The organism is Xanthomonas campestris pv. badrii (assembly GCF_012848175.1).
GTDB lineage: Bacteria > Pseudomonadota > Gammaproteobacteria > Xanthomonadales > Xanthomonadaceae > Xanthomonas > Xanthomonas campestris_C.
In genome coordinates this window covers 3,128,600-3,151,244 of sequence record NZ_CP051651.1, presented here as the reverse complement: position 1 = coordinate 3,151,244, position 22,645 = coordinate 3,128,600, and the positions used below count along the sequence as shown (strand labels likewise).

Here is a 22,645-nt window from a genome sequence, read left to right as displayed (position 1 = left end):
CGGTTGTCGCAACGCGCGCCGTGCGCGCGTGGCCGGCTGTGCCCGTACATGCGGCACCCGCGGTCAGTCCACGCGATGGATCACGCAACTGCATCGTCGAAGGCAGGTCGATTCAAGTTTGACGACACGGCTTCGCGCCGGGGCGCGGCGTTGGCATGAGCGCGACCGACAATCCGGGCCTTGCGTCGCATACGTGTCGCATTCCTCCCCACGCCCACCTTGTCGCTTCATCCGGCGACCAGGCCCCACGAGCCCAGGCCATGCATCTTCGCGATCTCGCAACCCCCCAGTTTCGCCAGGACCCTTACCCCACCTATGCGCGTCTGCGCGACGCAGGGCCATTGGTGGAAGTGGAGGCGCGCCGGCTGATGAGCGGCCGCTACAGCGTGGTCGAGAGCCTGCTCAGCGACCGACGCGTTGGCCGCGATTATCTGGAGAGCATTCGCCTGCGCTACGGCGACGATGCGCCCCAGATGCCGCTGTTCCAGGGAATGAGCCGCATGTTCCTGCTGGTCAATGCGCCGGCGCATACGCGCTTGCGCGGCCTGATGACCCAGGCCTTCAGCGCGCGGCAGATCGAATCCATGCGCCAGGTGGCCAGCGATACCGCCGCTGGGCTGATCGCCACGTTCCGCGCCAACGGCCACTGCGATCTGCTACAGGATTTTGCATTTCCGCTGCCGGTCAGCATCATCTGCCGCATGCTGGATATCGATCCTGCCGACGCCACCACGGTGGGGCACGCCACCAGCGCGCTGGCCAAGGTGTTCGACGCGATGATGACGGCCGAGGAGCTGGAGGCCACCAGTGCGGCGTATCTGCAGTTGGAGCGCTATTTCCAGCAGGTGATCGAGCAGCGCCGAAGCGCCAATGGCGACGACCTGATTTCGCGCTTCATTCGCGCCGAGGACGATGGCCGCCGCTTGAGTAGCGACGAGATTGTTTCCAATGTGATCCTGCTGTTCTTCGCCGGCCATGAAACCACTTCCAACATGATCTGCAATGCGCTGGTGGCGTTGCACCGGCATCCGGACCAGTTGGCGATGCTCAAACAAAACCCCGCGCTGATGCCCAATGCGGTGCTCGAATGCCTGCGCTACGACAGCTCGGTGCAGATGGCCACGCGCACGGTGCTGCAGGAGTTCGACATCGATGGCGTGACCCTGCGCGAGGGCGACATGGTGTATCTGATGCTCGGTGCCGCCAATCACGACACCCAGCAGTTCACCAACCCGCATCTGCTGGACATCCGCCGGCAACAGGGGCGTGCATTGTCCTTCGGTGGAGGCATCCACCACTGCCTGGGCAACCGGCTGGCCTTGATCGAAATGGAAGCCGCGCTTGCGGCCGTGCTGGAACAGCTGCCGGCATTGCGCCTGGAACAGCTCGATGCGTTGACCTGGAACGACCGCTCCAACCTGCGTGGCGTGGATGCCTTGCTGGCGTCCTGGTGATGCAACGCCTGCGCGGGTCCGCTCGCAACGCAGAGGCATCGCGGGCTGGCGACGGACACGCAGGCAGCGCCGTCGACGGGTGATATCCAGGCCGGCATGCCTGCGCCGATCGCGGTCGATCGGCGCAGGCAGCCAGCGCGCGATCAGAACCGGTAGGTCACCCGGCCATACCAGTAGCGGCCATTGAAGCCGAACGGCGACAGCGACGAGTACTGCAGGCCGCCGGCGCGATCGTCGTAGCCGGTGGTCAGCTGCGCCTTGGTCGGATACTGGTTGGTGAGGTTGTCCGCGCCCACGGTGAAGGTGAAGGCGTTCCAGGTCTGGCTGGCAGCCAGGTTCAGCAACCAGCGCGCGTCGTAGGTCTGGTCCTGGCTGCCATCGGCCGGGTCGCTGATGCGCTTGATGGCGCCGTAGCGGGTGGCATTGAAGTTCAGCGCAAAGCCGCCGATCGACCAATCCGCGCCGGCCATGTACTTGGTGCGCGGCGTGGCATCGGTGAGCAGGCCCTGGCTGGCGCGGCCGAAGTTGGGGTTGGACAACTCCAGGATGGTGGTCTTGTTGTAGTTGGCGCTGGCGCTCAGGTTGAGCTTGCCGTAGCTGCCCAGGTCGGCCTGGTAGCTGTTGATCCAGTCCACGCCGCGGGTGCGGCTGGTGGCGCCGTTGACGAAGAACTGCACCGCCGCCACCTGGCCGATCGGCTGCGCGAGCTGCAGCTGGTCCGAATACAGGATCTGGTCCCAGATGCGGATCTGGTACACGTCCAGGCTGGAGGTGAAGTTGGCGGTGGGCTGCCACACGCCGCCCAGGCCGTAGTTGGTGGATTTTTCCGGGCTCAGCGGGCGGGCGCCCAGGGCGACGGCCACCGGATCGGAGGTGCGGTAGGTGCCCACCTGCACCAGCTCGCCGTCCTGGATCAGGGTCACCACCGAGGCGTAGTTCTGCTGTGCCAGCGACGGCGCGCGGAAGCCGTTGGAGATGGTGGCGCGCAGCGCGAACGTGTCGGTGAAGGCATAGCGCGCCGACAGCTTGCCCGAGCGGGTGGAACCGGCATCGCTGTAGTTTTCGAAGCGGCCGGCAATACCGCCGGAGAGCTTGTCGGTGATGTCCGCTTCCAGGTTGGCGTACACCGCGTTGCTGTGGCGGCCAAACCTGCCCGCCACCGACGGCTCCAGACCGGAGAACACCTGTGCGCCGCCGGGGTAGGGCGCGCCGGTATCGGGATTGATGGTGTTGGGGTCGAAGAAGTACGAGGCCGGCGAGCCGGCGGTGATCTCGTAGCGGTCCTGGCGATGCTCGGCACCGAAGGCGACGTTGACCGGATACGCCAGGCCCCAATCGAAGGACTTGTTGATATCCAGATTGACCACACCTTGTTCGGTCTCGAAGCCGCCGGAATTGAAGCGGGTCGGCGAGCTGCCGGTGGTCCAGTACAGATTGGTGTTGATGCTGTCGAGGATGTTGAAGCTCATGTCGTTCTTGCCATAGGTGGCCGACACGTCCCAGTTCCACTCGCTGGCGGTGGTGCCCTTCAGCCCCAGCACCGCCGAGCGGTCGTTGACCGGGTTGTAGATCTGCGGCAGGAAGCCATTGGGATACACCGCCTGCACGTTGCGGCTGGTGTTGTCGAAGGCGCGGTAATAGCCGTTGGAAGTGACTTCGCGCCGGCTCGCGCTGACATGGCCGTACAGCTCCACGTTCGGCGAGAAGTCGTAGCCGAAGGCCGCCAGCCCCTGGTAGAAGGTCGAATCCGGATCGCCGTGGCGCTGGTAGGGCACGCCGCTGGGATTGGCCGCACCGGCGATGGTGGTGGCGCGGTTGGTGTTCTCGCTGCGGTTGGTGTCCATGGTGTTCTGGTAGTTCCAGGACAGCCGCACCCAGCCCGGCGCCGTGTCGCCACCGGTGCCGCCGAAGGGCAACCCGATCGAGCCGTCGATGCCGTTCTGCGCGCCATCGCCCTTGTCCATCAGGCCGCCGTTGATCGAAACGCTGTTGCTGCCCGCATCGGCGCCATGCTTGAGCACGATGTTGACCACGCCGGCGATGGCATCGGAGCCGTACTGCGCCGAGGCGCCGTCGCGCAGCACTTCGATGCGCGCAATCGCCGACATCGGCAGCGAGTTCAGGTCGGCCGGCGCCGAGCCGCGGCCCACGTACGGGTTGTAGTTGATCAGCGAAGAGGTGTGATAGCGCTTGCCGTCCACCAGCACCAGCACCGCATCCGGCGACAGGCCGCGCAAGGTGGCCGGGCGTGCGGCATCGTTGCCGTCGGAGATGGCCGGGCGCGGGAAGTTCAGCGACGGCAGCAGCTTGCCCAGCGCGGTGGCGATGTCGGTCGCGCCGGTGGCCTGCAGCGATTGCTCGGTGATGATGTCGATCGGCGATTCGGATTCGGCCACGGTGCGGTCGCTGACGCGCGTACCGGTGACGATCAGGGTGTCCAGGGTCTGCTGCGGTTGGGTCGATTGCGACTGCGCACTGGCAGCGAAGCAACAGACGGTGAGTGCGACTGAAATCGCCAGCGAGAGTGCGTTGGAGGTGTGCATGGGGATCAAGGCTCAAAGGGGACGATGGACGCAGCGACGAGGCACGGGTGATGCCGGGGGGGAATGCAACTGCACAGGGGTGATCGGTCAAGCCTGCGCGGCGGATGCTTCCGGGGTACGGAAGCGGCGTGCGCGAAGATGACAGCAATCGGCAAGGCCCGATGCGGCGCCTTGCGCAGTTTGCTGAGCGCATCCTTGCTGGAGCGGTGCAGCGACGCCTCGGTCAGGCAGGCCCGCGCAGGTGCGCGAGCAGCCGGAAAACGTGACGGCGTCAGGAGGAGCTGATGCGTTGCCGCAGCATGCCTGCGCCGGTCGTTGCCGACCGGCGCAGGGGGCTTACCACTTGTAGTTCACGTTGGCGTACACCAGCGCGCCATTGAAGCCGAACGGCGAGGCGCTGCTGTAAGGCAGGTAGGTGCGCGTGCCCAGGCCGGCCTGCTGGCGATCCGGATACTCGTTGAGCACATTGTCGCCGCCGACGGTGAAGTTCCACGCGCCCAGCTTGTAGGATGCGGCCAGATCCAGCGTCCACTTCGCCGCATAGGTCTGGTCGCTGCCGGCATTGGTACCGAAGGTGCTGAACTCGCCCCAGCGCGTGGCGGTGCCGGTGAACGACCAGTTGCCCGGCGACCAGGTCCCGCCCAGGAAGAACTTGTCGCGCGGCGTGCCTTCGGTGATGCGGCCCAGTTCTGCGCGGCCGATGCGCACTGCACCCGGGTCGATGGCTTCCAGCGCAGCCGGGTTGGCGGCGATGCGCTCGACTTCGGTCTTGTTGTAGTTGTAGCCGGTGGTCAGCTCCGCGCTGCCGCCATCCAGCGCCCAGCGGTAGGTGCCAACCGCATCCACGCCCTGGGTCTTGGTATCCACCGCATTGGTGAAGTAGCGCCCACCACCGATACCCGGGAAGCCATTGGCTTGCAGGTAGTTGCGTGCGGCGATCGAGGTGAGGTTCTCAGACAGCACGATGCGGTCGTCGATATCGATCCGGTAGGCATCGATGGTGATGTAGAGGTTGTCGACTGGCTGCAACACCACGCCCAGCCCGTAGTTCTTGGATTCTTCGGCCTTGAGCGGTTCGGCGCCGAGCGCGATCGCGGCCGGATTGTCGGTACGGAAGGTGCCGATCTCGAACGGAATCGCGGTCACCGTGCCGTTGGGCTGCGCCACGTTGAGGAACTGCGTGGCGATCGACTGGAAGTTCTGCTGCTGCAGCGAGGGCGCACGGAAGCCGGTGGAGGCGGTGGCACGCAGCGCCACCTTGTCGGTGAAGGCATAGCGCAGCGAGAGCTTGCCGGTGGCGGTGTCGCCGAAGTCGCTGTACTTCTCGTAGCGCCCGGCAAGACCTGCGGAGAGTTTCTCGGTCAGGTCCGCTTCCAGGTCCACATAGGCCGAGTGGCTGTTGCGGTTGTAGTACCCGGCATCGGAGAGCTTGAAGCCCGGAAACACCTGCGCGCCCGGAATCAATGCGCCATTGGCCGAGGGAATGCCGCCGTTGGCCGAAGACGCGGCATCGCCCGGCGACTGGTTGAACTTCTCGCCACGCCATTCCGCGCCGAAGGCCAGCGTGACCGGGTAGGCCAGGCCCCAATCGAGCGTCTTGGTGAAGTCGGCATTGAGCACGTTCTGCGTCACTTCCAGCGTGCCGGCATGGAAGTCGGTCGGGCTGGCCAGCCCCAGGCTGTTGTTCAAGCTGTTGCGCACATCGAAGGTGAGATTGTTCTGGCCGTAGTTGTAGCTCAGATCGATGTTCAAGCCGCCTTCGGTGGAGGTCTTCAAGCCGCCCACCCACGACACGTCCTTGCTGACGTTGTAGATCTGCGGCAGGAAGCCGTCCGGATAGATTTCCGGGCGGTTGCGGTTGTCGCCGGCAAACCGGAAATAGCCGTTGGACAGCACTTCGCGCCGGCTGACCATGCCGAACGAATAGAAGGTGAGGTAATCGGTGGGGCTGTATTCGCCGTTGAACGAGATGGCGCCCTGGTCGATCTCGGGATCGCCGTAGCGCTGCTCCACGCGGCCGCCGAATGGCAATGCACGGTTGGTCTGGTCCGAATGGCCGGCCTGCGCGGCCAGGTGCACCTTGCCGGTGCCGGCGAAGCTGAAGCCGGCATCGCCGGAGAGCTGGTACTGCTCGCCGTCGCCGGCGCTGTACTTGCCGTAACGGCCATTGAGGTTGCCGCCTTCGCCGCTACCCTTGAGCACGACGTTGATCACGCCGGCAATCGCGTCCGAACCATATTGCGCCGACGCGCCATCGCGCAGCACTTCGATGCGCTCCACCGCCGCGATCGGGATGGTGTTGAGATCGGCCGGCGAGGAACCGCGGCCCTGGGTGTCGTTGAGGTTGATCAGCGCGGTGCTGTGATAGCGCTTGCCGTTGACCAGCACCAGCACCTGATCGGGCGACAGGCCGCGCAGCTGCGCCGGGCGCACCGCGTCCGAGCCGTCGGAGATGGCGGGCCGGGGGAAATTGAGCGAGGGGATCGCGCGTGACAGCGCGGTGGCCAACTCGGTGGTGCCGGTCGATTCCAGTGCCTGTGGCGAGATGATGTCGATCGGCGATGCCGATTCGGCCACGGTGCGATCCGCCACGCGGGTGCCGGTGACGATCAGCGTGTCGAGGGTCTGCTGGGCAGGAGCCTGCGACTGCGCGACTGCGGTTGAAGCGGAAAACGACAAGGCAACGACAACAGCGACTGCGAGTGGACTGGACTTGCAATTCATGCGGTGAAAACTCCGAGTGGGGAACGGATGCAGCGCAGTGGGCCCCCTTCCCAGGCCGCGTCCGTTGCGGCAGCTGCGGTGCGTTCTCAACCATTAACCACGTGTAACCCCATGTCAAATTTTGGTTACGTTGCGCATGCAACCGTCATCGAACGTATGCGTGTGCCAACGTTGTCATCGTGCACCAAAGTGAGGCGTGGATTGCATATCCCCAGCGGGGGCAACGGATTGCGTCGCCCCATTTTGGACATCGATACCAGTTATGAAAGTTGTGCATCAAAACGTGATCTGCACCGCATCGGCGCTGCGTTGCGCAGGACCATGAAAGACCACTTCGATATTGTTGCCATCAGGATCGAGCACGAAAGCGGCGTAATAGCTCGGGAGGTACGGGCGCAGGCCCGGTGCGCCGTTGTCGCGACCGCCGTGTGCCAGCGCAGCCTGATGGAAGGCATGCACCATGGCGACGTCGCGGGCCTGGAAGGCCAGATGATGGCGGCCGGTCAGCACGCCCTGCGCAACGGTGTCGCGGTCGGACACGAACAGTTCGTCGGCCCAGAAGAATCCTTGGCCTTCGCCGCCGATCGGCACGCCCAGCACGTCGAGCACGGCCTGGTAAAAACGCCGGCTTGCCGGCAGGTCCTGCACCACCAGATGCAGATGGTCGATCAGGCGGCCACGGCTCAACTGCGATGCTTCCATCTGCATGCTCCGACAAGGACAGGAACACGCGTGATAACACGGAGCCGGCGCAGGCGTCGTCACGGCATCGGCGTGGTCCGCAGGCTGCGGCTCGGCTGCGCGATGCAGGGTGCAGCGTGGCCTGGCGAGCCCATCATGGCGCCGGCCGCAAGTCGTGCCTGCAGCGCCTGGTTGCCACCTGCCAAGCAGACGGTGCGCATGCAGGACAGTCGTGACCGCCCGCACGCATGGCAGGCGCGCGACACAACGCGAACGCCCCGGGCAAGCCGGGGCGTTTGGCGGAACCAGATTGCCGGCGATGCAACACGCACGCATCGGCTGAAATCCAATGCGCGACCGTCAGGACGGGCGCGGTCGCTATGCAGGGTTTGCAGGCATTGACCGTGCGCGGCCGCTGCGATGCGCCAGCCAGGCACCGAGGAACGACCAGCCTGGCGGCGCGGGACGCGCTTCATGCCCGCACCCCGCTCGAAGCCGCACCCACACCTCACGCATTCGACCGCAGCTGGCCCAAACCGAGGTCGGCACCACCGCCACCGACCTCACGACTGCACCAGCCGCCTGCGCAGCGCCTCTGCAGGGACGCAGCGCTCACCAGCGGTAGTTGATGCGCCCGTACACATACGCACCGTTGAAGCCGAACGGCGACAGGTTGCTGTACGGGAACTGCCCGCTGGTGGAGTTGGCGAAGTTGTTTTCGTCCGGGTATTCGTCCAGCAGGTTGTCTGCGCCCAGGGTGAGCGTCCAGCGGTCCACCTTGTAGCTGGCCGACGCATCCACCACCCACTTGGCGCCGAAGGTCTGGTCGTTGATCGCCGCCGCCGGGCGCGTGCTGTACTTGCCGTAGCGGGTGGCGCCCAGCGCCAGCGTCCAGTGCTCGGAATTCCAGCTGCCGTTGACCAGGAACTTGTCGCGCGGGAAGCCTTCCTCGATGCGGCCGCGCTCGGTGCGGTCGATACGCTCCAGGCTCAAGCCGTTGGCCGACAATGCCGCCGGGTTGGCCGCCACGCTGCGCACCTCAGTTTCGGAGTAGTTGTACCCGGCGGTCAGGTCCACGCTGCTGGCGGCCAGCTGCCAGCGGTAGCTGCCCACCACGTCCACGCCGCGCGTGCGCGTATCCACCGCGTTGGTGAAGTAACGCCCGCCGTTGATGCCGAAGATGCCCTGCGCTTCCAGCAGGCTACGCACGCCGGCACCGGTGAGGTTGGACGACAGCACGATGCGGTCGTCCACATCGATCTGGTACGCATCCACGGTGAGGTAGAGCGCATCGGTGGGCTGCAGCACCAGGCCCAGGCTGTAGGACAGCGAGGTTTCCGCATCCAGCGGTTCGGCACCGAAGGCGCGCGCCACGTTGCTGTCGGCCGGGAAGGTGCGGATCTCGAACGGATTGGGGTTGCCGGCCAGGAAGGTGGTGCTGGTGGACTGGAAATACTGCTGCGCCAGCGACGGCGCGCGGAAGCCCGAAGCCACCGTGCCGCGCAACGCGATCTTGTCGGTGAACGCATAGCGCGCCGACACCTTGCCCGAGGCCTGGCTGCCGAAATCGCTGTAGTCCTCATAGCGCCCGGCAAGCCCGGCGGAGAAGGTGTCGGTGAAGTCGGCTTCGATGTCGGCGTACACCGCGTAGCTGTCGCGCGAATACTGCCCGGACACGCTGGGCGCGAATCCGCCAAAGCCCTGCGCGCCGCCGGCAAGCGTGCCCGCCTGGAAGTAGGAGCCCACTTCGCCCGGCGACTGGTTCCACTTTTCGTTGCGGTACTCGGCACCGAAGGCCACGGTGACCGGATACGCCAGGCCCCAGTCGAAACCGCGCTTGACGTCCAGGTTGACGATGTTCTGCGTGGTCTCCAGCGCGCCATCGTAGAACGAGGTGGGCGAGGTCGGCCCCAGGCTCACGTTGAGCGTATTGCGGGTGTGGAAGTCGATGCGGTTGTAGCCGTAGTTGTAGCTGGCATCCCAGTCCCAACCGCCGGCGGTGGAGCCGCGCACACCGGCAACCAGCGAGCGGTCCTTGGCGTAGCTCTGGATCTCCGGCAAAAAGCCCTGCGGGTAGACCGACAGGAGGTTCTGGCTGCTGCCCGGCGCACGGAAGAACGCGAACGAGGTGATGTCGCGGTTGCTGGCGGTGGCGAAGGCGTAGCCGGTGATGCTGTCGCTGAACTGGTATTCGGTGTTGAGCGAGGCGGCCTGCGCATTGACGTCCGGGTCGCCGATCTTGAATGCCTTCTGGCCCACGGCCGGCTGCGAGACGCTGGGCGCGCCGGCATAGCCGCGTGCGCGGTCGGTGGGGTCCTGCTGGTTGAGCTGGGCGGCCACGTGCAGCCAGCCGCGGTCGCCGCCGTAGGCCACGCCGGTGTCGCCGGACAGCTCGTAGTTGTTGCCGTCGCCGGCCGAATACTGGCCAAAGCCGGCCTGCAGGCTGCCGCCCTTTTCCGCGCCCTTGAGCACGATGTTGACCACGCCGGCGATGGCGTCGGAGCCGTACTGCGCCGAGGCGCCGTCGCGCAGCACTTCCACCCGTGCGATCGCCGCCACCGGAATGGTGTTCAGATCCACCGCGGCGGCGCCGCGGCCGATGGTGCCGTTGAGGTTGAGCAGCGAGGAGGTGTGGCGGCGCTTGCCGTTGACCAGCACCAGCACCTGGTCCGGCGACAGGCCGCGCAGCTGCGCAGGGCGGATCGCGCTGGTGCCGTCGCTCAGGGCAGGGCGCGGGAAGTTCAGCGAGGGCAGGGCGCGCGCCAGTGCGGTGGCCAGCTCGGGGGTGCCGGTGGCCTGCAGGGATTCGGCGCTGATGATGTCGATCGGCGACTGCGATTCGGCCACGGTGCGGTCGGAGACGCGGGTGCCGGTGACGATCACCGTATCCAGGGTGTTGGCGGTGCTGGCCGGCGTGGTGGTGGGCGCAGCGGTCTGGGCCTGGGCGGGAGAGGCAAGCAGTGCAGCGACCACGGCGGTCGCAAGGCAGGACAGGGGGATGTTCATGACAACTCCGGAAACGTGGGTCCGAGCAGGACCAGGCAAGGCTAGGCAGGGGGCGGTCGCGGGAGGGCGAAGATCGCGTCGGCCAACCTGAAGGCGCTAATTATTCGTTAACGCTAGAATGGCGTCGCAGGAATGCTGCTCATCTGCTCATTCCTTTTCGTTCTATCGGACTGTCCATCCATGATTTCCCTGCGCAACTTCTCCATGCGACGCGGCGAGCGTCTGCTGTTGTCCAACGTCGACCTGACCATGCATGCCGGCTACCGCGTCGGCGTGGTGGGCCGCAACGGCACCGGTAAGTCCAGCCTGTTCGCCGCGGTGAAGGGCGAGCTGGAGGCCGACAAGGGCGATGTCGACCTGCCCGGCAAGGTGCGCACGGCCAGCGTCTCGCAGGAAACTCCTTCGCTGCCGGACCCGGCGCTGTCGTTCGTGCTCGGCGGCGATATCGAGGTGTCCGCGGTGCTGCAGGAAGAGGCCGAGGCCACCGCCCGCGAGGACTGGGAAGCGGTCGCCAATGCGCACCAGAAGATGGCCGAGATCGGCGCCTACGATGCCGAGGCGCGCGCCGGCAAGCTGCTGCACGGCCTGGGCTTCCCGGCCGATACGCACCACCGCGCGGTGTCCTCGTTCTCCGGCGGCTGGCGGGTGCGCCTGAACCTGGCGCGCGCGCTGATGATGCCCAGCGACCTGCTGCTGCTCGACGAACCGACCAACCACCTGGACATGGACGCGGTGCTGTGGCTGGAGCAGTGGCTGCTCAAGTACCCGGGCACCTTGCTGTTGATTTCGCACGACCGCGAGTTCCTCGACAACGTGGCCACCCACACCCTGCACCTGCATGGCGGCACCGCCAAGCTGTATGTGGGCGGCTATACCGATTTCGAGCGCCAGCGCATCGAGCATCTGCGCCAGCAGCAGATCGCGCACGACAAGGAACAGGCCGAGCGCGCGCATCTGCAGAGCTTCATCGACCGTTTCAAGGCGCAGGCCAGCAAGGCCACCCAGGCGCAGAGCCGCATGAAGCGGCTGGCAAAGATGGCCGGCACCGAAGCGGTGCGCGCCGAGCGCGAATTCCGCATCCAGTTCGCCCAGCCCAACCGGTTGCCGTTTTCGTTGATCCGTTTGAATCATGTACAGGCCGGCTATCCGGCTCCGGCCTCGCTTCCCCCGCGTGCGGGGGAAGGTGCCCGAAGGGCGGATGGGGGCGACGCTGCCACGGTCATCCTGCACGATGTCGGTTTCGGCCTGGAAGCAGGCGACCGCATCGGGTTGTTGGGTCCCAATGGCGCGGGTAAGTCCACCCTGGTCAAGACCTTGGTGGGCGAACTGGCACCGCTGGCAGGCGAGCGCAGCGCGCATCCGGACCTGCGCATCGGCTACTTCGCCCAGCACACGGTGGAATCGCTGCATGAGGGCCAGTCGCCGATGGACCACTTCCGCGAGCTGTCGCCGGATGGTTCCAATCAGGCATTCCGCGATTTCCTGGGTAAATGGAATTTCGCCGGCGACCGCGCCTTCGAAGTGGTGGATGGCTTCTCCGGCGGCGAGCGCGCGCGCCTGGCACTGGCGCTGATCGCCTGGCAGCAGCCCAACGTGCTGCTGCTGGACGAACCGACCAACCACCTGGATCTGGAAATGCGCGAGGCGCTGGCCGAGGCGCTGAGCGATTTCGAAGGCGCCATCGTGATGGTCTCGCACGACCGCCATCTGATCGGCCTGGTCTGCGACAGTTTCTGGCGCGTGGCCGATGGCGTGGTCGAGCCGTTCGCTGGCGATCTGGACGAATACGCCGCCTGGCTGCGCAGCCGCCCGGCCGCGCAAGGCACCAAGCAGAAGATGGCCGAAGTGGCACCGACCCCGCCGCCGCCGACCAAACCGCTACCGCCGAAGAAAGCCGTCAACCCGCACAAGCTGGCCAGCGCCGAAAAACGCGTCGGCGAGCTGGAAGCGGCGCTGGCGGAGCTGGACCGCGAGCTGGCCAATCCTGGTAACTACGCCGACAGCGACAAGATGGCGGTGCTGGGCCGCGACCGCGAGGCCACCGCACAGCAGCTGGCCGCAGCGGAAGCGGCGTGGATGGAGTTGATCGAGGGCGCGTAAGGCAGGGGGCTAGGTGATGCTGCTGCGTGTTGATTGATCGCGTTTGCTGAAGGTGATCTTCAGTGGTCCGGGGTTTTTGATGTTCTGCATCATGCGTCGACGGAGCAGCGCCCGGACCGAGCATGTGTGCTGCTCGCCGGGTGTGTCTGGAGCCCAGGTGGGTAGGGCAGTCGCCGCCGAAAGCGTTGCGCTTGGCGCCCGCACCCTCATCCGGCGCTACGCGCCACCTTCTCCCCCATGAAGGAGGACAATGTCCCGGCGGGAGAACGGAGCCGCAGCTCTGGTGATGAAAAGCCCCTCTCCCTGCGGGAGAGGGGTTGGGGTGAGGGTAAGGCGGAAGACAGCCATCTTGATGGATGGCCAGATAAGGTGCAGCGCAGCCATCGCAGATGGTGTCGAGCATACGCACGCAGTCAACACGCCACGCATCCAACGTCACTCCAGCGTCTGCTCCACCAACAACCACGCAAGCAACCTCCTCCCAGCCTCACTCTCAGGCCGCGAACGTAGCCGCGTCAGCCAGTAGCGTCCCGCATCGATCGTGATCGGGAACGGGCACACCAGCCGCCCTGCGTCCAGATCCTGGCGAAACATCGGCAGCGGCAGCAACGCCACGCCGGCACCGGCCGCCGCCGCGCTGGCCAGCGTCAACGAGGAATCGAACATCGCCCCGCGCGCGGCGACCTCGGCCACGCCTGCGGCGCGAAACCACTGCGGCCATTCGTCCAGCCGATACGAGCGCAATAACGGCAGCTGCGCCAGATCGGCCGGCGTGCGCAGGCCGCGCGCCATGCTGGGCGCGCACACCGGCGCAAACGGCGCCTCCATCAGCGCATGCGCGATCTGGCCCTGCCAGTCGCCATCGCCGAAACGGATCGCCAGATCCAGCCCTTCGCCGGCCAGATCGACCCGGTTGTTGTGGGTGGACAGGCGCAATTCGATGTCCGGATGCGCGGCATGAAAGGCCGGCAATCGCGGCAGCAGCCAGCCGGTGGCGAAGGTGCCGACCACGCCCACGCTGAGCACCTCGCGATAGCGCCCATCGGCGAAGCGCTCCAGGGTGGTGGCGATGCGGTCGAAGGCCTCGCCCAGTACCGGCGCCAGCGCCGCGCCCTCGTCGGTCAGCGCCACCCCGCGTGGCAGGCGGTGGAACAAGCTGGTGCCCAGCTGTTGCTCCAGCCCCTTGATCTGGTGGCTGAGCGCGGCCTGGCTCACGCACAGCTCGTTCGCCGCACGGGTCAGGTTTTGATGGCGCGCGGCGGCTTCGAACGCGCGCAGGGCATTGAGCGGCAGGCGGGGGCGGGGCATGCAGAGAGATTAGTCCAATTCATGCCTGTGATCGAAAGATCGCGATGGTCGGCCGCGGCGTGCGCATCGATACTGCGGGCTCCCTCAAGGAGGCAAACGTATGTCGAATCGGCGAGAGTTCCTGTACGCAACCGGCGCGGGCATGCTGTTTGCGGCGTCCAGACCCGCGCGGGCACTCAGCCCGGCGGTGAATATGGACGACATGCTGCGGGCGCAATGGGCGGACATCGAACGTGGTACCGGTGGTCGGCTGGGCATCAGCCTGCTCGGCAGCGCCCCCGGCTGGCGCTTCGGGCAGCGCGAGAACGAGCGCTTTCCGATGTGCAGCACCTTCAAATTTGTATTGGCTGCCGCGGTGCTGCAGCGGGTGGATCAGGGCAAGCTCACGCTGGCGCAACCGGTCAAGATCCGTGCCGCGGACATGCTGGAGCATGCCCCGGTCACCAAGGGCCATGTCGGCGGCGCGCTGAGTGTCGGCGAACTGTGCCGGGCCACGATGATCTATAGCGACAACCCTGCCGCCAACCTGTTGTTCCCGCTGGTCGGCGGCCCGCCCGGCGTGACCGCCTTCCTGCGCAGCATCGGCGATGCCAAGACCCGCAGTGACCGCTACGAGCCGGAGATGAACGGGTTCGCCCCTGGCGAGCCGCGCGACACCACCACCCCGGTGGCCATGGCGTCGACGCTGCGCACGCTGCTGCTTGGCGATGCCCTGCAGCCTGCCTCGCGCACGCAGCTGACCGACTGGATGATCGACAACCGCACCGGCGACGACTGCCTGCGTGCGGGGCTCACGGCCGACTGGAAGATCGGCGACAAGACCGGTAGCAACGGCACCGATACCCGCAACGACATCGCCATCCTCTGGCCGCCGAAGGGCCGGCCGCCACTGCTGCTGACGACGTACTTGAACGGCGCCAAGGTCGACGCTGCTGCACGCGATGCGGCGTTGAAGGCGGTGGCGGTCGCGGTGCGGGAATGGTTTGCAAGGTGAGCCTGCCGAAGCGACACGTGGTGATAGCGGCGCATCGATTCGGCAGGCACGATGCGGGCCAGGGAGGTTGCGACGTTCTTCCACGCAGCGGCGTGATGCGCAGCGATGGTTGCCGCCGGCCAGCGGCAACATTCAACCTGGACGGCCACTCAACCCAGCGCGCCGATCACGACAGGCCTGTCCTGCTGCAGCCGCGCCGGCCCACCCATGGCCGGGTCGCTGACGCTGTCGGCGCCGGTTTCGATACGACCAGCCAGGCGCTGGGCTGCGCCGTCGTGGTGCACCCACAGGTCGTACCAGCCACCGGTTGCTGCCGCTTTCCAACGGCGCCGCTCGGTCGCGCCGGGCGCAATGCTCAGACGTTCGCGCGGCTGCGCGGCTGCATACGCGCCTGGTTGCAGCTCCACCTGCACGGCAGCGCCGCCGCCATTGCGCAGCGATAGCAACATGGATGCGGCCTCGTTCGGATCTTGTTCGATCTCAGCCACCAGTAACGCTGCGCTCAGGTCGCCGCGATAGTGACGATGGAATCCGTTCGGGCCGATCAGCCACAGATCGTAGCGGCCATCGTAGGTGGTCCAGTCGCCGTCCAGCGTGGCATCGGCACCCACCGTATAGCGGCGCGGGATCGCCGCCAGGTCGTAGCGGTCGTAGACATGCAGTACCGCCGCCGCGCCGCCGTTGTGCATGTGTAGCCGGACCTCGCCATGCTCTGGCACCTGCGCCAATTGCACGCTCGGGCGATACGGCACGGCGCGCGAACGGCGCACACCAAACGCTTGCGCGGGCGGCTGCAAGGTGGCCGGCAGCGACGGCAGCGTGTGCTCGCGCATAGCCGCTGCACGCGTTGCCGCATCGCCCACATCGGGCAGCGCCGCGACGAATGGGCGCGTATCGGCGCTGCGGAAGTCGAACGCACTGGTCAGGTCGCCACACACCGCACGCCGCCATGGTGTGATCTGCGCTGCGGGCACGCCAAAGCGCCGTTCCAGCAGGCGCAGCACCGAGGTGTGGTCGTACACCTGCGAATCCACCCAGCCGCCACGGCTCCACGGCGAAATCACATACAGCGGCACGCGCGGACCCAGCCCGTACGGGCGGCCGCGCAGCTCAGGCAGATCCACTTTCTGCTCGCCCGGTGCAGGCTGGCGATGGTAGTCGTCGTCGGTGGCGATGCTGGAGGCGCCGGCAAAGCCGCCAGCGGCACGCGGATCCGGCGATGGCGGCGCAGGCGGCGGCATGTGATCGAAGAAGCCATCGTTCTCATCGAACATCAGCAGCAAGGCGGTGCGGCTCCACACCTGCGGATCGGCGGTGAGCGCATCCAGCACGCGCGCGGTATAGGCCGCACCTTGCGCCGGGCTGGACGGGTCCGGATGCTCGCTGCCGGCCGCATCGGCAATGACGAAACTCACCGACGGCAGCCGGCCGGCCATCACGTCCGCGCGCAACTGCGCAACGCCCCGCGTACTGATGCCACGCGCGCGCAGCTGCGCGTGGTGCCCCGGCGCGTTGCGGTAGGCCTGCCGAAACGTCTCGAACCCGGCCAGCGGGTTGTCGGTGAAGTTGTCGGCCATGTCCTGGTAGATCTGCCAGCTCACGCCTGCGCGTTGCAGCTGTTCGACATAGCTGGTCCAGCGATACGGCTCGGCAAAACCGCCCAGTTCCGGAAAGTTGTCGTGCGAGTTGCCGATCACCGGCCCGCCATGACGCGCCTGCGGGTCGTTGCCGCCGGTCCACAGGAACACGCGATTGGAATTGGTGCCGGTCTGGATCGAGGCGTGGTACGCATCGCAGAGGGTGAATGCATCGGCGAGCGCGTATTGGAAGGGAATATCCGCACGCCCGTAGTAGCCCAGCGCGTGATTGTGCTTGGCTGCCGCCCAGCGCCCGAGACGGCCATGGTCCCAGGCCTGCTGCGCATCCGGCCAGCTGTGCGGCGTGCCCTTGACGCGCATGAAGCCGAATTGCGCGGCCGTATCCAATGGAAATGGGGTGAGCCATTGCATGCCGTCTTCGCTGGGCTGCAGCCACACCGTGCGCGAGGACGCACCCGGCAGCGGCGGAGCCGGAACCGGAAAGCGATCGCCGAACCCGCGCACGCCGGGCAGGGCGCCGAAGTAATGATCGAACGCGCGATTTTCCTGCATCAGGATCACCACGTGTTGCAGGTCTTCCAGCGTGCCGCTGCGGCGATCTGGCGCGATGGCTGCGGCCCGCGCGATGCTGGGGAGCAGTGCCGTCGTGCCGGCGCTCAGTCCGGCCTGCAGGACGCGGCGGCGGGGAAGATCGATCATCGTGTCACCTGATTGGCTGAAACTTCACGAGTCCCTTCCACCGCCTGCGGGGGAAGGTGCCCGAAGGGCGGATGGGGGCATGGTCGGCATAAGCAGCTAGCTGCAGGCGTAGGCGCGGGCTTTCTGGACCCCGGTGTCTAAGCCCCGCCGGCGACGCCCTCATCCGGCGCTACGCGCCACCTTCTCCCGCCAGCGGGAGAAGGGAAACGCTGCCTTCCCCCCGCCAGCGGGAGAAGGGAAACGCTGCCATCCACCGCCAGCGGGAGAAGGGAAACGCTGCCATCCACCGCCAGCGGGAGAAGGGAAACGCTGCCATCCACCGCCAGCGGGAGAAGGGAAACGCTGCCTTCCCCCGCTTGCGGGAGAAGGGAAACGCTGCCTTCCCCCCGCTTGCGGGAGAAGGGAAACGCTGCCTTCCCCCCGCTTGCGGGAGAAGGGAAACGCTGCCATCCACCGCCAGCGGGAGAAGGGAAACGCTGCCATCCCCCGCCTGCGGGAGAAGGGAAACGCTGCCTTCCACCGCTTGCGGGGGAAGGTGCCCGAAGGGCGGATGGGGGCGCAGCACCCGCACCTAAAAAATCTCTCACTAGCGTAAGTCAGCAGCAGCGCCCGTGCAGCACGCACCGGTCGATCCGCCGTTACAGATCCAGCGTCAGCGTCAGCCCCACCGTGCGCGGCGCCGCGATGAACGCGCTGTCGCTGCCGTCCACACCTTCCAGATAGCGTTTGTCGGTGAGGTTGCTGACATTGAGCGCCAGCTGCAGGCCCTTCAGCTGCGGCGACAGCTGCGCCAGCTCCAGCCCCAGATTCGCATCGAAGGTGGTCACACCATCGAGTGCGGCGCGGTTGGAGGCATCCAGGTAGCGCTTACCCAGATAACGCCCGGACACACCGAAGCGCCATGCCTGCCCGCGCCAGTCGGCCGACATGACCAAGGTGTTGCGCGGTTGGCCGATCACCTGCGCACCGGGGGTGATCTCCAGCGCGGTATCGCGCGCCGCATCGCCGCTGCCCAGGTAGTCGGCCTTGTTGTAGGTGTAGGCGCCATTGATGCGCCAGCCGTTGTCCCAGCCATAGCCCAGTGCCGCTTCCACGCCGCGCGCGTGCACACCGCCGAAGTTCTCGTACACGCCGTCGGTTTCGCCCAGGTAGTCGATGCCGGTGACGAAGTTGGCCGGCACATACACGATGCGGTTGTCGAAGCGGATGTCGTACAGGGTGATGCTGCCGGTCAACGGCCAGCGGCCCAGACGCAGGCCAAGCTCGATATTGTCGGCGGTTTCCGGCTTCACCCGGCTCAAGGCGACCGGGTCGGTTTCGCCCAGCACGCCGGAGGGAATCGCGGCGAAATTCTGCGAGTAACCGGCAAAGGCTTCCAGCCCCTGTACCGGCGTGGTCCAGGTCAGGCCGGCAGACAGCAGCGGGTCCGAATGCGCATCCGATTCGACGTGCTGCGCATCGCCGATGCGGCGGTCGCGGGTCTGGTCGAGAAAGAATTGCTTCACGCCCACGCGCCAGGCGAAGGCGCCGTACCGCATCACGTCTTCCACGTAATACATCTGCTCGTCGGTCTGGTAGTCGTCCTTGAATTGCACCCAGTACGGCTGATGGTCGAAGGCGATGTTGGTGCCCACGTTGAGCAGGCGGTGCCAGTCGCGGGTGACGCTGCGGTCATAGCGCTCCAGCCACGCGCCGGCGCGCACGGTGTTGTCGATCGGGCCCAGGTCGTGGCGCCATTCCACATCGGCCATGGCGCCGGCGCGGTGGTTGTCGTAGTGGCTGTGGCGATACGACTGCACCGGCACCGAACCGGCCGGATAGCAGGCCGGATTGGATTCGGCCGGCACCGCATCGCTGCCGGCGCAGCCGGCCAGCAGGGTCGCGGCTGCCCCGCCCGGGGTCAGGTAATACAGCTTGCCCAGATCGCTGCCGCCATACACGGTGTTGCCGCCGCGCGCCTCCGATTCGCGCGCACCGACACCATCGTTGGTGACGTCCACCAGATACGGCGGAATCCAGTCGCCACGGCCCTGCATGCGATGTGCATAGCCGGTGAGCGTGGCCTTGATGCCGTTGCCGCCGTCGAAGGCGCCGCGCAGGTAGCCAAACGTGTTCTTGCGCAATGCACGCGAGCCGGAGCGGTAGTTCTGGTCCAGGTAGGGAATGCCGGTGAGCCTGCCTGTCAGCAGGTCGTGTTCGGGATCGCGCGCGAACTGCTCCGGCGTCACGCTGGTGTATTCGGATTCGTCGGCATCGTCGTAGGAGGCGTAGCCGCTGAGCGTCCACATGTCCAGGGCGCTGACGAACTTGCCGGCCAGATGATCGCGGCGGGTGTGGCCGCTACCGTCGATCCAGTCGTCGTTGCGCGCCGACGAGCCGCTGATCCAGGCGCGCGTGGTCCCGCCAAGTACGCCGGTGTCGTAGCGCGCGTAGTACTTGCGCGCCTGGTTGTCGCCGATACCGCCGATCACCCGCACGCGCTGTTCTTCCAGCGGCTCGCCGGTGAGGTAGTTCAACGTGCCGCCCAACGCCTCGTTCGAGCGCGAGGCGATATCCGCGGTGCCCTGGCTCACTTCCACCGTTTCCAGGTCCGGCATGTCGATGAAGCGGTTGGCCTTGGAGCCGCCGCCATAGGCCGAGCCACCGTTGGGCACGCCATCGATGGTGGTGCCGATCTGTTGCGTGTCGCGGTTGCTGACGAAGCCACGCATGCTGATCTGGGTGCCCCAATCCGACGAGCCGAACGCGTCGGCCTCGGTGACCACCACCCCGGGCAACTCGTTGAGCGCGTCGTTGACGCTGCCCAGCACGAATTGCCGGTCCAGCATCTCCTTGCTCACCGTGGTCTTGGAATAGGTCATCGCCTGGCCGACCACCTGCACCTGATCCAGCGTGGCGACCTGCTCGCCACTGCCATTGCCATTGCCGTCTGCAAGCGGTGCAGATGGTGCGGCGCCGTCGGGAACCTGTTGTGCGTATGCGGGAAAGGTCAGCGGAACCAGCAGCAAGGCAAGCGTGGCCGGATGGCGCACGCGCGGGCAGGACATCGAATCCATTGCAATCCAGCAGGCGAAGGAGGGAATGACCGCAGCCTGCCGCGCTTGCGTTGCGTGATGATGACCGCGCTGCCGATGGGCCAGCGTCACACCCGGCTTAAGGAACGCAAACGCCCGGAGAAACCGGGCGTTTGCGTGTGCCTACGCGCGTTGCCGAACGCGTGATGGCGAGTGCCTAGTCGACCGGCTCTGCCACTGCGCTGGCTGCTGCCACCGGTAGGCGCGCATGCGCGCCACGGCTGCGTGCCACCGCCGCCAGGAAGTCGCGTCCCCAGTGATCGATGGTGTAGTACTCCACGCTGTCGTACAGCTGGCGCAGGCGCCCGGCCGCCTCGTCGTCGGGCATCGAGAGCGCCTGCAACAGGCCGGCCGCCAGATCGGCCGGGTCGTGCGGGTTGGTCAGCACCGCGCCTTTGAGTTCTGCTGCAGCACCGGCGAATTCGCTCAGCACCAGCACGCCGCTGCCGCCTTCGATCCCTTGTACCGCCACGAATTCCTTGGCCACCAGATTCAGCCCATCGCGCAGCGGGGTGATCCACATCAGCTGCGCCGCCGCGTAATGCGCCACCACTTGCTCGAACGGCAGCGCCTGGGCGAAGAAGCGCACCGGGGTCCAGTCCAGGCGCGAGAACCGTCCATTGATGCGGCCCACTGCCTGCTCGATCTGCGTTTGCAAGGTGCGATAGACCGTCATCTCGCGTGCGGCCGGCACACACACCATCAACAAGGTCACCTTGCCCAGCAGCTGCGGCTGGCTGTCGAGCAGGCGCTCGAAGGCTTCCAGTTTTGCCAGCGTACCCTTGGTGTAATCCAGCCGCTCCACCGACAACACCAGCTTGCGCGCGCCGATCTCGCGGCGCAGCTTGAAGATGTCGTTGCGCACGTCCGGTTTGCTCAGCGCCGCGCGGATGCGGCGCAGGTCCGTGCCCACCGGATGCGCGCCCAGCGCGACATCGCGATCTGCCACGCGCAGGCAGGTCGTCATGGTGTCCAGGCCCACCGCACAGCCGTAGGTCAGAAAGCGCGGTGCGCAGCTTTCCTGCGCCAGGCGTTCCACCGGCATCACCCCACGTGCCACGTCGACGAAGTTCTCCACCTGCCGTGGAATATGGAAGCCGATGTAGTCGCAGCACATCAGGCTGCCGATGATCTCGCGTCGCCACGGGACCACGTTGAACACATCCGCAGACGGGAAGTAGGTGTGATGGAAGAAGGCGATCTTCAGATCCGGGCGCAACTCCCGTAGGTAGGCCGGCACCATCCACAGGTTGTAGTCGTGGATCCACACCGTGGCGCCCTGCGCCGCCTCGGCCGACGTGGCTTGCGCAAACTTGCGGTTGACGCCGAGAAATACCTGCCAGTCGTCCTCGCGGAAGCGCGCGCGTTCCCAGAACGCATGCAGCATCGGCCAGAATGCTTCCTTGGAAAAACGTTTGTAGAAGATATCCACCTCGTTCTTGCTCAGCGGCACGCGCGCGGCGGTGAGGGTGGGGTAGCGCTGTGCATCCACCTCGGTATGGGTCTGGAAGGGCCTGCGCTTGGGGTCGTCCACGCTCCAGGCCACCCACGAGCCGCGTTGGCCGCCCTCGAAGAAACTCAGCAGCGAGGGAATGATGCCGTTGGGCGAGCGCGGCGCGCGGCGTACCAGTTCGCCGTGTTCGACCACTTCGTCATACGGTAGCCGGTGGTAGACCATCACCAGGTCTGCGCCGCCTTTGCGCGGGACCTGCGCTGCCGGCACATGCGGGTCGTCGTCGGCAAGCAGGCCGAAGTGCGCGATCGCCTCCAGGATGCCCCCACAGCCGGGCGCACTGGCGTGGTAGGTCGCGTCCAAGTGGGCGGTTGCCTGCGTCAACGCCACTTCCGAGTCGCCCACGCAGACGCCGCGGAAGCCGGCCAGATACATGGACAGGTCGTTGAGGGTGTCGCCGGCCACCAGGATGCGCTCGCGCGGCAGTTCCAGCTGGCGCGCCAGTGCGCCCAGGGTGCGGCCCTTGTCGGTATCCGGCGGCAGGATGTCCAGATAGCGGTCGGCCGAATACAGCACATCGCAGCCCAGCGCGCGTGCGGTCTGCTCGATCTGCGCGCGCAGCGGCGCCAGCGTGGCCGGGTCGCAGAAATACGAACAGCGGCGTTCCTGCGGCACGTCCTGGCGCTGCAGCTGCGGGTATGCGCGCATCGCCTGCGCCACCGCCTGCTCGCCGGGCCAGTGCGCGTCGATCATCGATTGCAGGGGCTGCAGCGGTTGCAGTGTGTGTCCGTCCACCACGGTGGCGCCTACATCGCACACCACATAGTCGGGTCGGGGAATGGTGGGGTCGGTGAGCAGGGGCATCACCGCTTCGAGCCCGCGCCCGGTGATGAAGATCAGGCGGATCTCGGGATGCTGGTCGACCAGCCGATACAACTGGTGACGGTGTTCGGCGGAACCGGCCAGGAAGGTGCCATCCAGGTCGGTGGCCAGGATCACGGCAGGATCCGG

The 22,645-nt window shown here is 66.5% G+C and carries 11 protein-coding genes; 3 read left to right on the top strand and 8 right to left on the bottom strand.

Going from position 1 to position 22,645, the window contains the following annotated elements; translation table 11 throughout:
- The first annotated feature begins 260 nt into the window (after positions 1–260).
- A complete protein-coding gene (locus HG421_RS13285; protein WP_169706779.1) occupies positions 261–1,454 on the top strand; it encodes a cytochrome P450 in 1,194 nt (397 codons plus the stop codon).
- A gap of 143 nt (positions 1,455–1,597) precedes the next feature.
- Here HG421_RS13285 and HG421_RS13280 read toward each other — a convergent pair whose 3' ends face one another.
- The 4 genes from HG421_RS13280 to HG421_RS13265 form a co-directional block, all read right to left on the bottom strand.
- Positions 1,598–3,997, bottom strand: a complete 2,400-nt coding sequence (locus HG421_RS13280; protein ID WP_169706778.1) for a TonB-dependent receptor plug domain-containing protein — start codon at positions 3,995–3,997, stop codon at positions 1,598–1,600.
- 336 nt (positions 3,998–4,333) lie between these two features.
- Complete coding sequence (locus HG421_RS13275) at positions 4,334–6,721, bottom strand: TonB-dependent receptor plug domain-containing protein (protein WP_169706777.1); 2,388 nt, start codon at positions 6,719–6,721, stop codon at positions 4,334–4,336.
- A gap of 276 nt (positions 6,722–6,997) precedes the next feature.
- The gene (locus HG421_RS13270) at positions 6,998–7,423 is read right to left on the bottom strand and encodes a VOC family protein (RefSeq protein ID WP_169706776.1); all 426 of its coding nucleotides are present in this window, start codon (positions 7,421–7,423) and stop codon (positions 6,998–7,000) included.
- 591 nt (positions 7,424–8,014) lie between these two features.
- On the bottom strand, positions 8,015–10,408 hold the full coding sequence (locus HG421_RS13265) for a TonB-dependent receptor plug domain-containing protein (protein ID WP_169706775.1): 2,394 nt from the start codon (positions 10,406–10,408) through the stop codon (positions 8,015–8,017).
- Between the two features lie 180 nt (positions 10,409–10,588).
- Between HG421_RS13265 and HG421_RS13260 the strand changes: the two genes are divergently transcribed.
- The gene (locus HG421_RS13260; RefSeq protein WP_169706774.1) at positions 10,589–12,508 is read left to right on the top strand and encodes an ABC-F family ATP-binding cassette domain-containing protein; all 1,920 of its coding nucleotides are present in this window, start codon (positions 10,589–10,591) and stop codon (positions 12,506–12,508) included.
- Positions 12,509–12,943: 435 nt separating this feature from the next.
- Here HG421_RS13260 and ampR read toward each other — a convergent pair whose 3' ends face one another.
- Positions 12,944–13,816 carry a LysR family transcriptional regulator AmpR gene (gene ampR, locus HG421_RS13255; RefSeq protein WP_169706773.1) on the bottom strand — a complete coding sequence of 291 codons (873 nt, stop codon included), beginning with the start codon at positions 13,814–13,816 and terminating at the stop codon, positions 12,944–12,946.
- A 100-nt stretch (positions 13,817–13,916) separates the two neighbouring features.
- On the opposite strand from ampR, the gene bla reads away from it, so the two are divergent.
- On the top strand, positions 13,917–14,810 hold the full coding sequence (gene bla, locus HG421_RS13250) for a class A beta-lactamase (RefSeq protein ID WP_169706772.1): 894 nt from the start codon (positions 13,917–13,919) through the stop codon (positions 14,808–14,810).
- A gap of 149 nt (positions 14,811–14,959) precedes the next feature.
- Here the strand turns inward: bla and HG421_RS13245 are convergent, their stop codons facing one another.
- From HG421_RS13245 to ggpS, 3 genes are all read right to left on the bottom strand, one after another.
- Positions 14,960–17,107 (bottom strand): phosphocholine-specific phospholipase C, encoded by a 2,148-nt coding sequence (locus HG421_RS13245; RefSeq protein ID WP_169706771.1) that lies wholly within the window; start codon positions 17,105–17,107, stop codon positions 14,960–14,962.
- 638 nt (positions 17,108–17,745) lie between these two features.
- Complete coding sequence (locus HG421_RS13240) at positions 17,746–20,163, bottom strand: TonB-dependent receptor domain-containing protein (RefSeq protein WP_169706770.1); 2,418 nt, start codon at positions 20,161–20,163, stop codon at positions 17,746–17,748.
- 175 nt (positions 20,164–20,338) lie between these two features.
- Positions 20,339–22,633, bottom strand: coding sequence for a glucosylglycerol-phosphate synthase (ggpS, locus tag HG421_RS13235; RefSeq protein ID WP_169706769.1), 2,295 nt, complete (start codon positions 22,631–22,633; stop codon positions 20,339–20,341).
- Between the last annotated feature and the right edge of the window lie 12 nt (positions 22,634–22,645).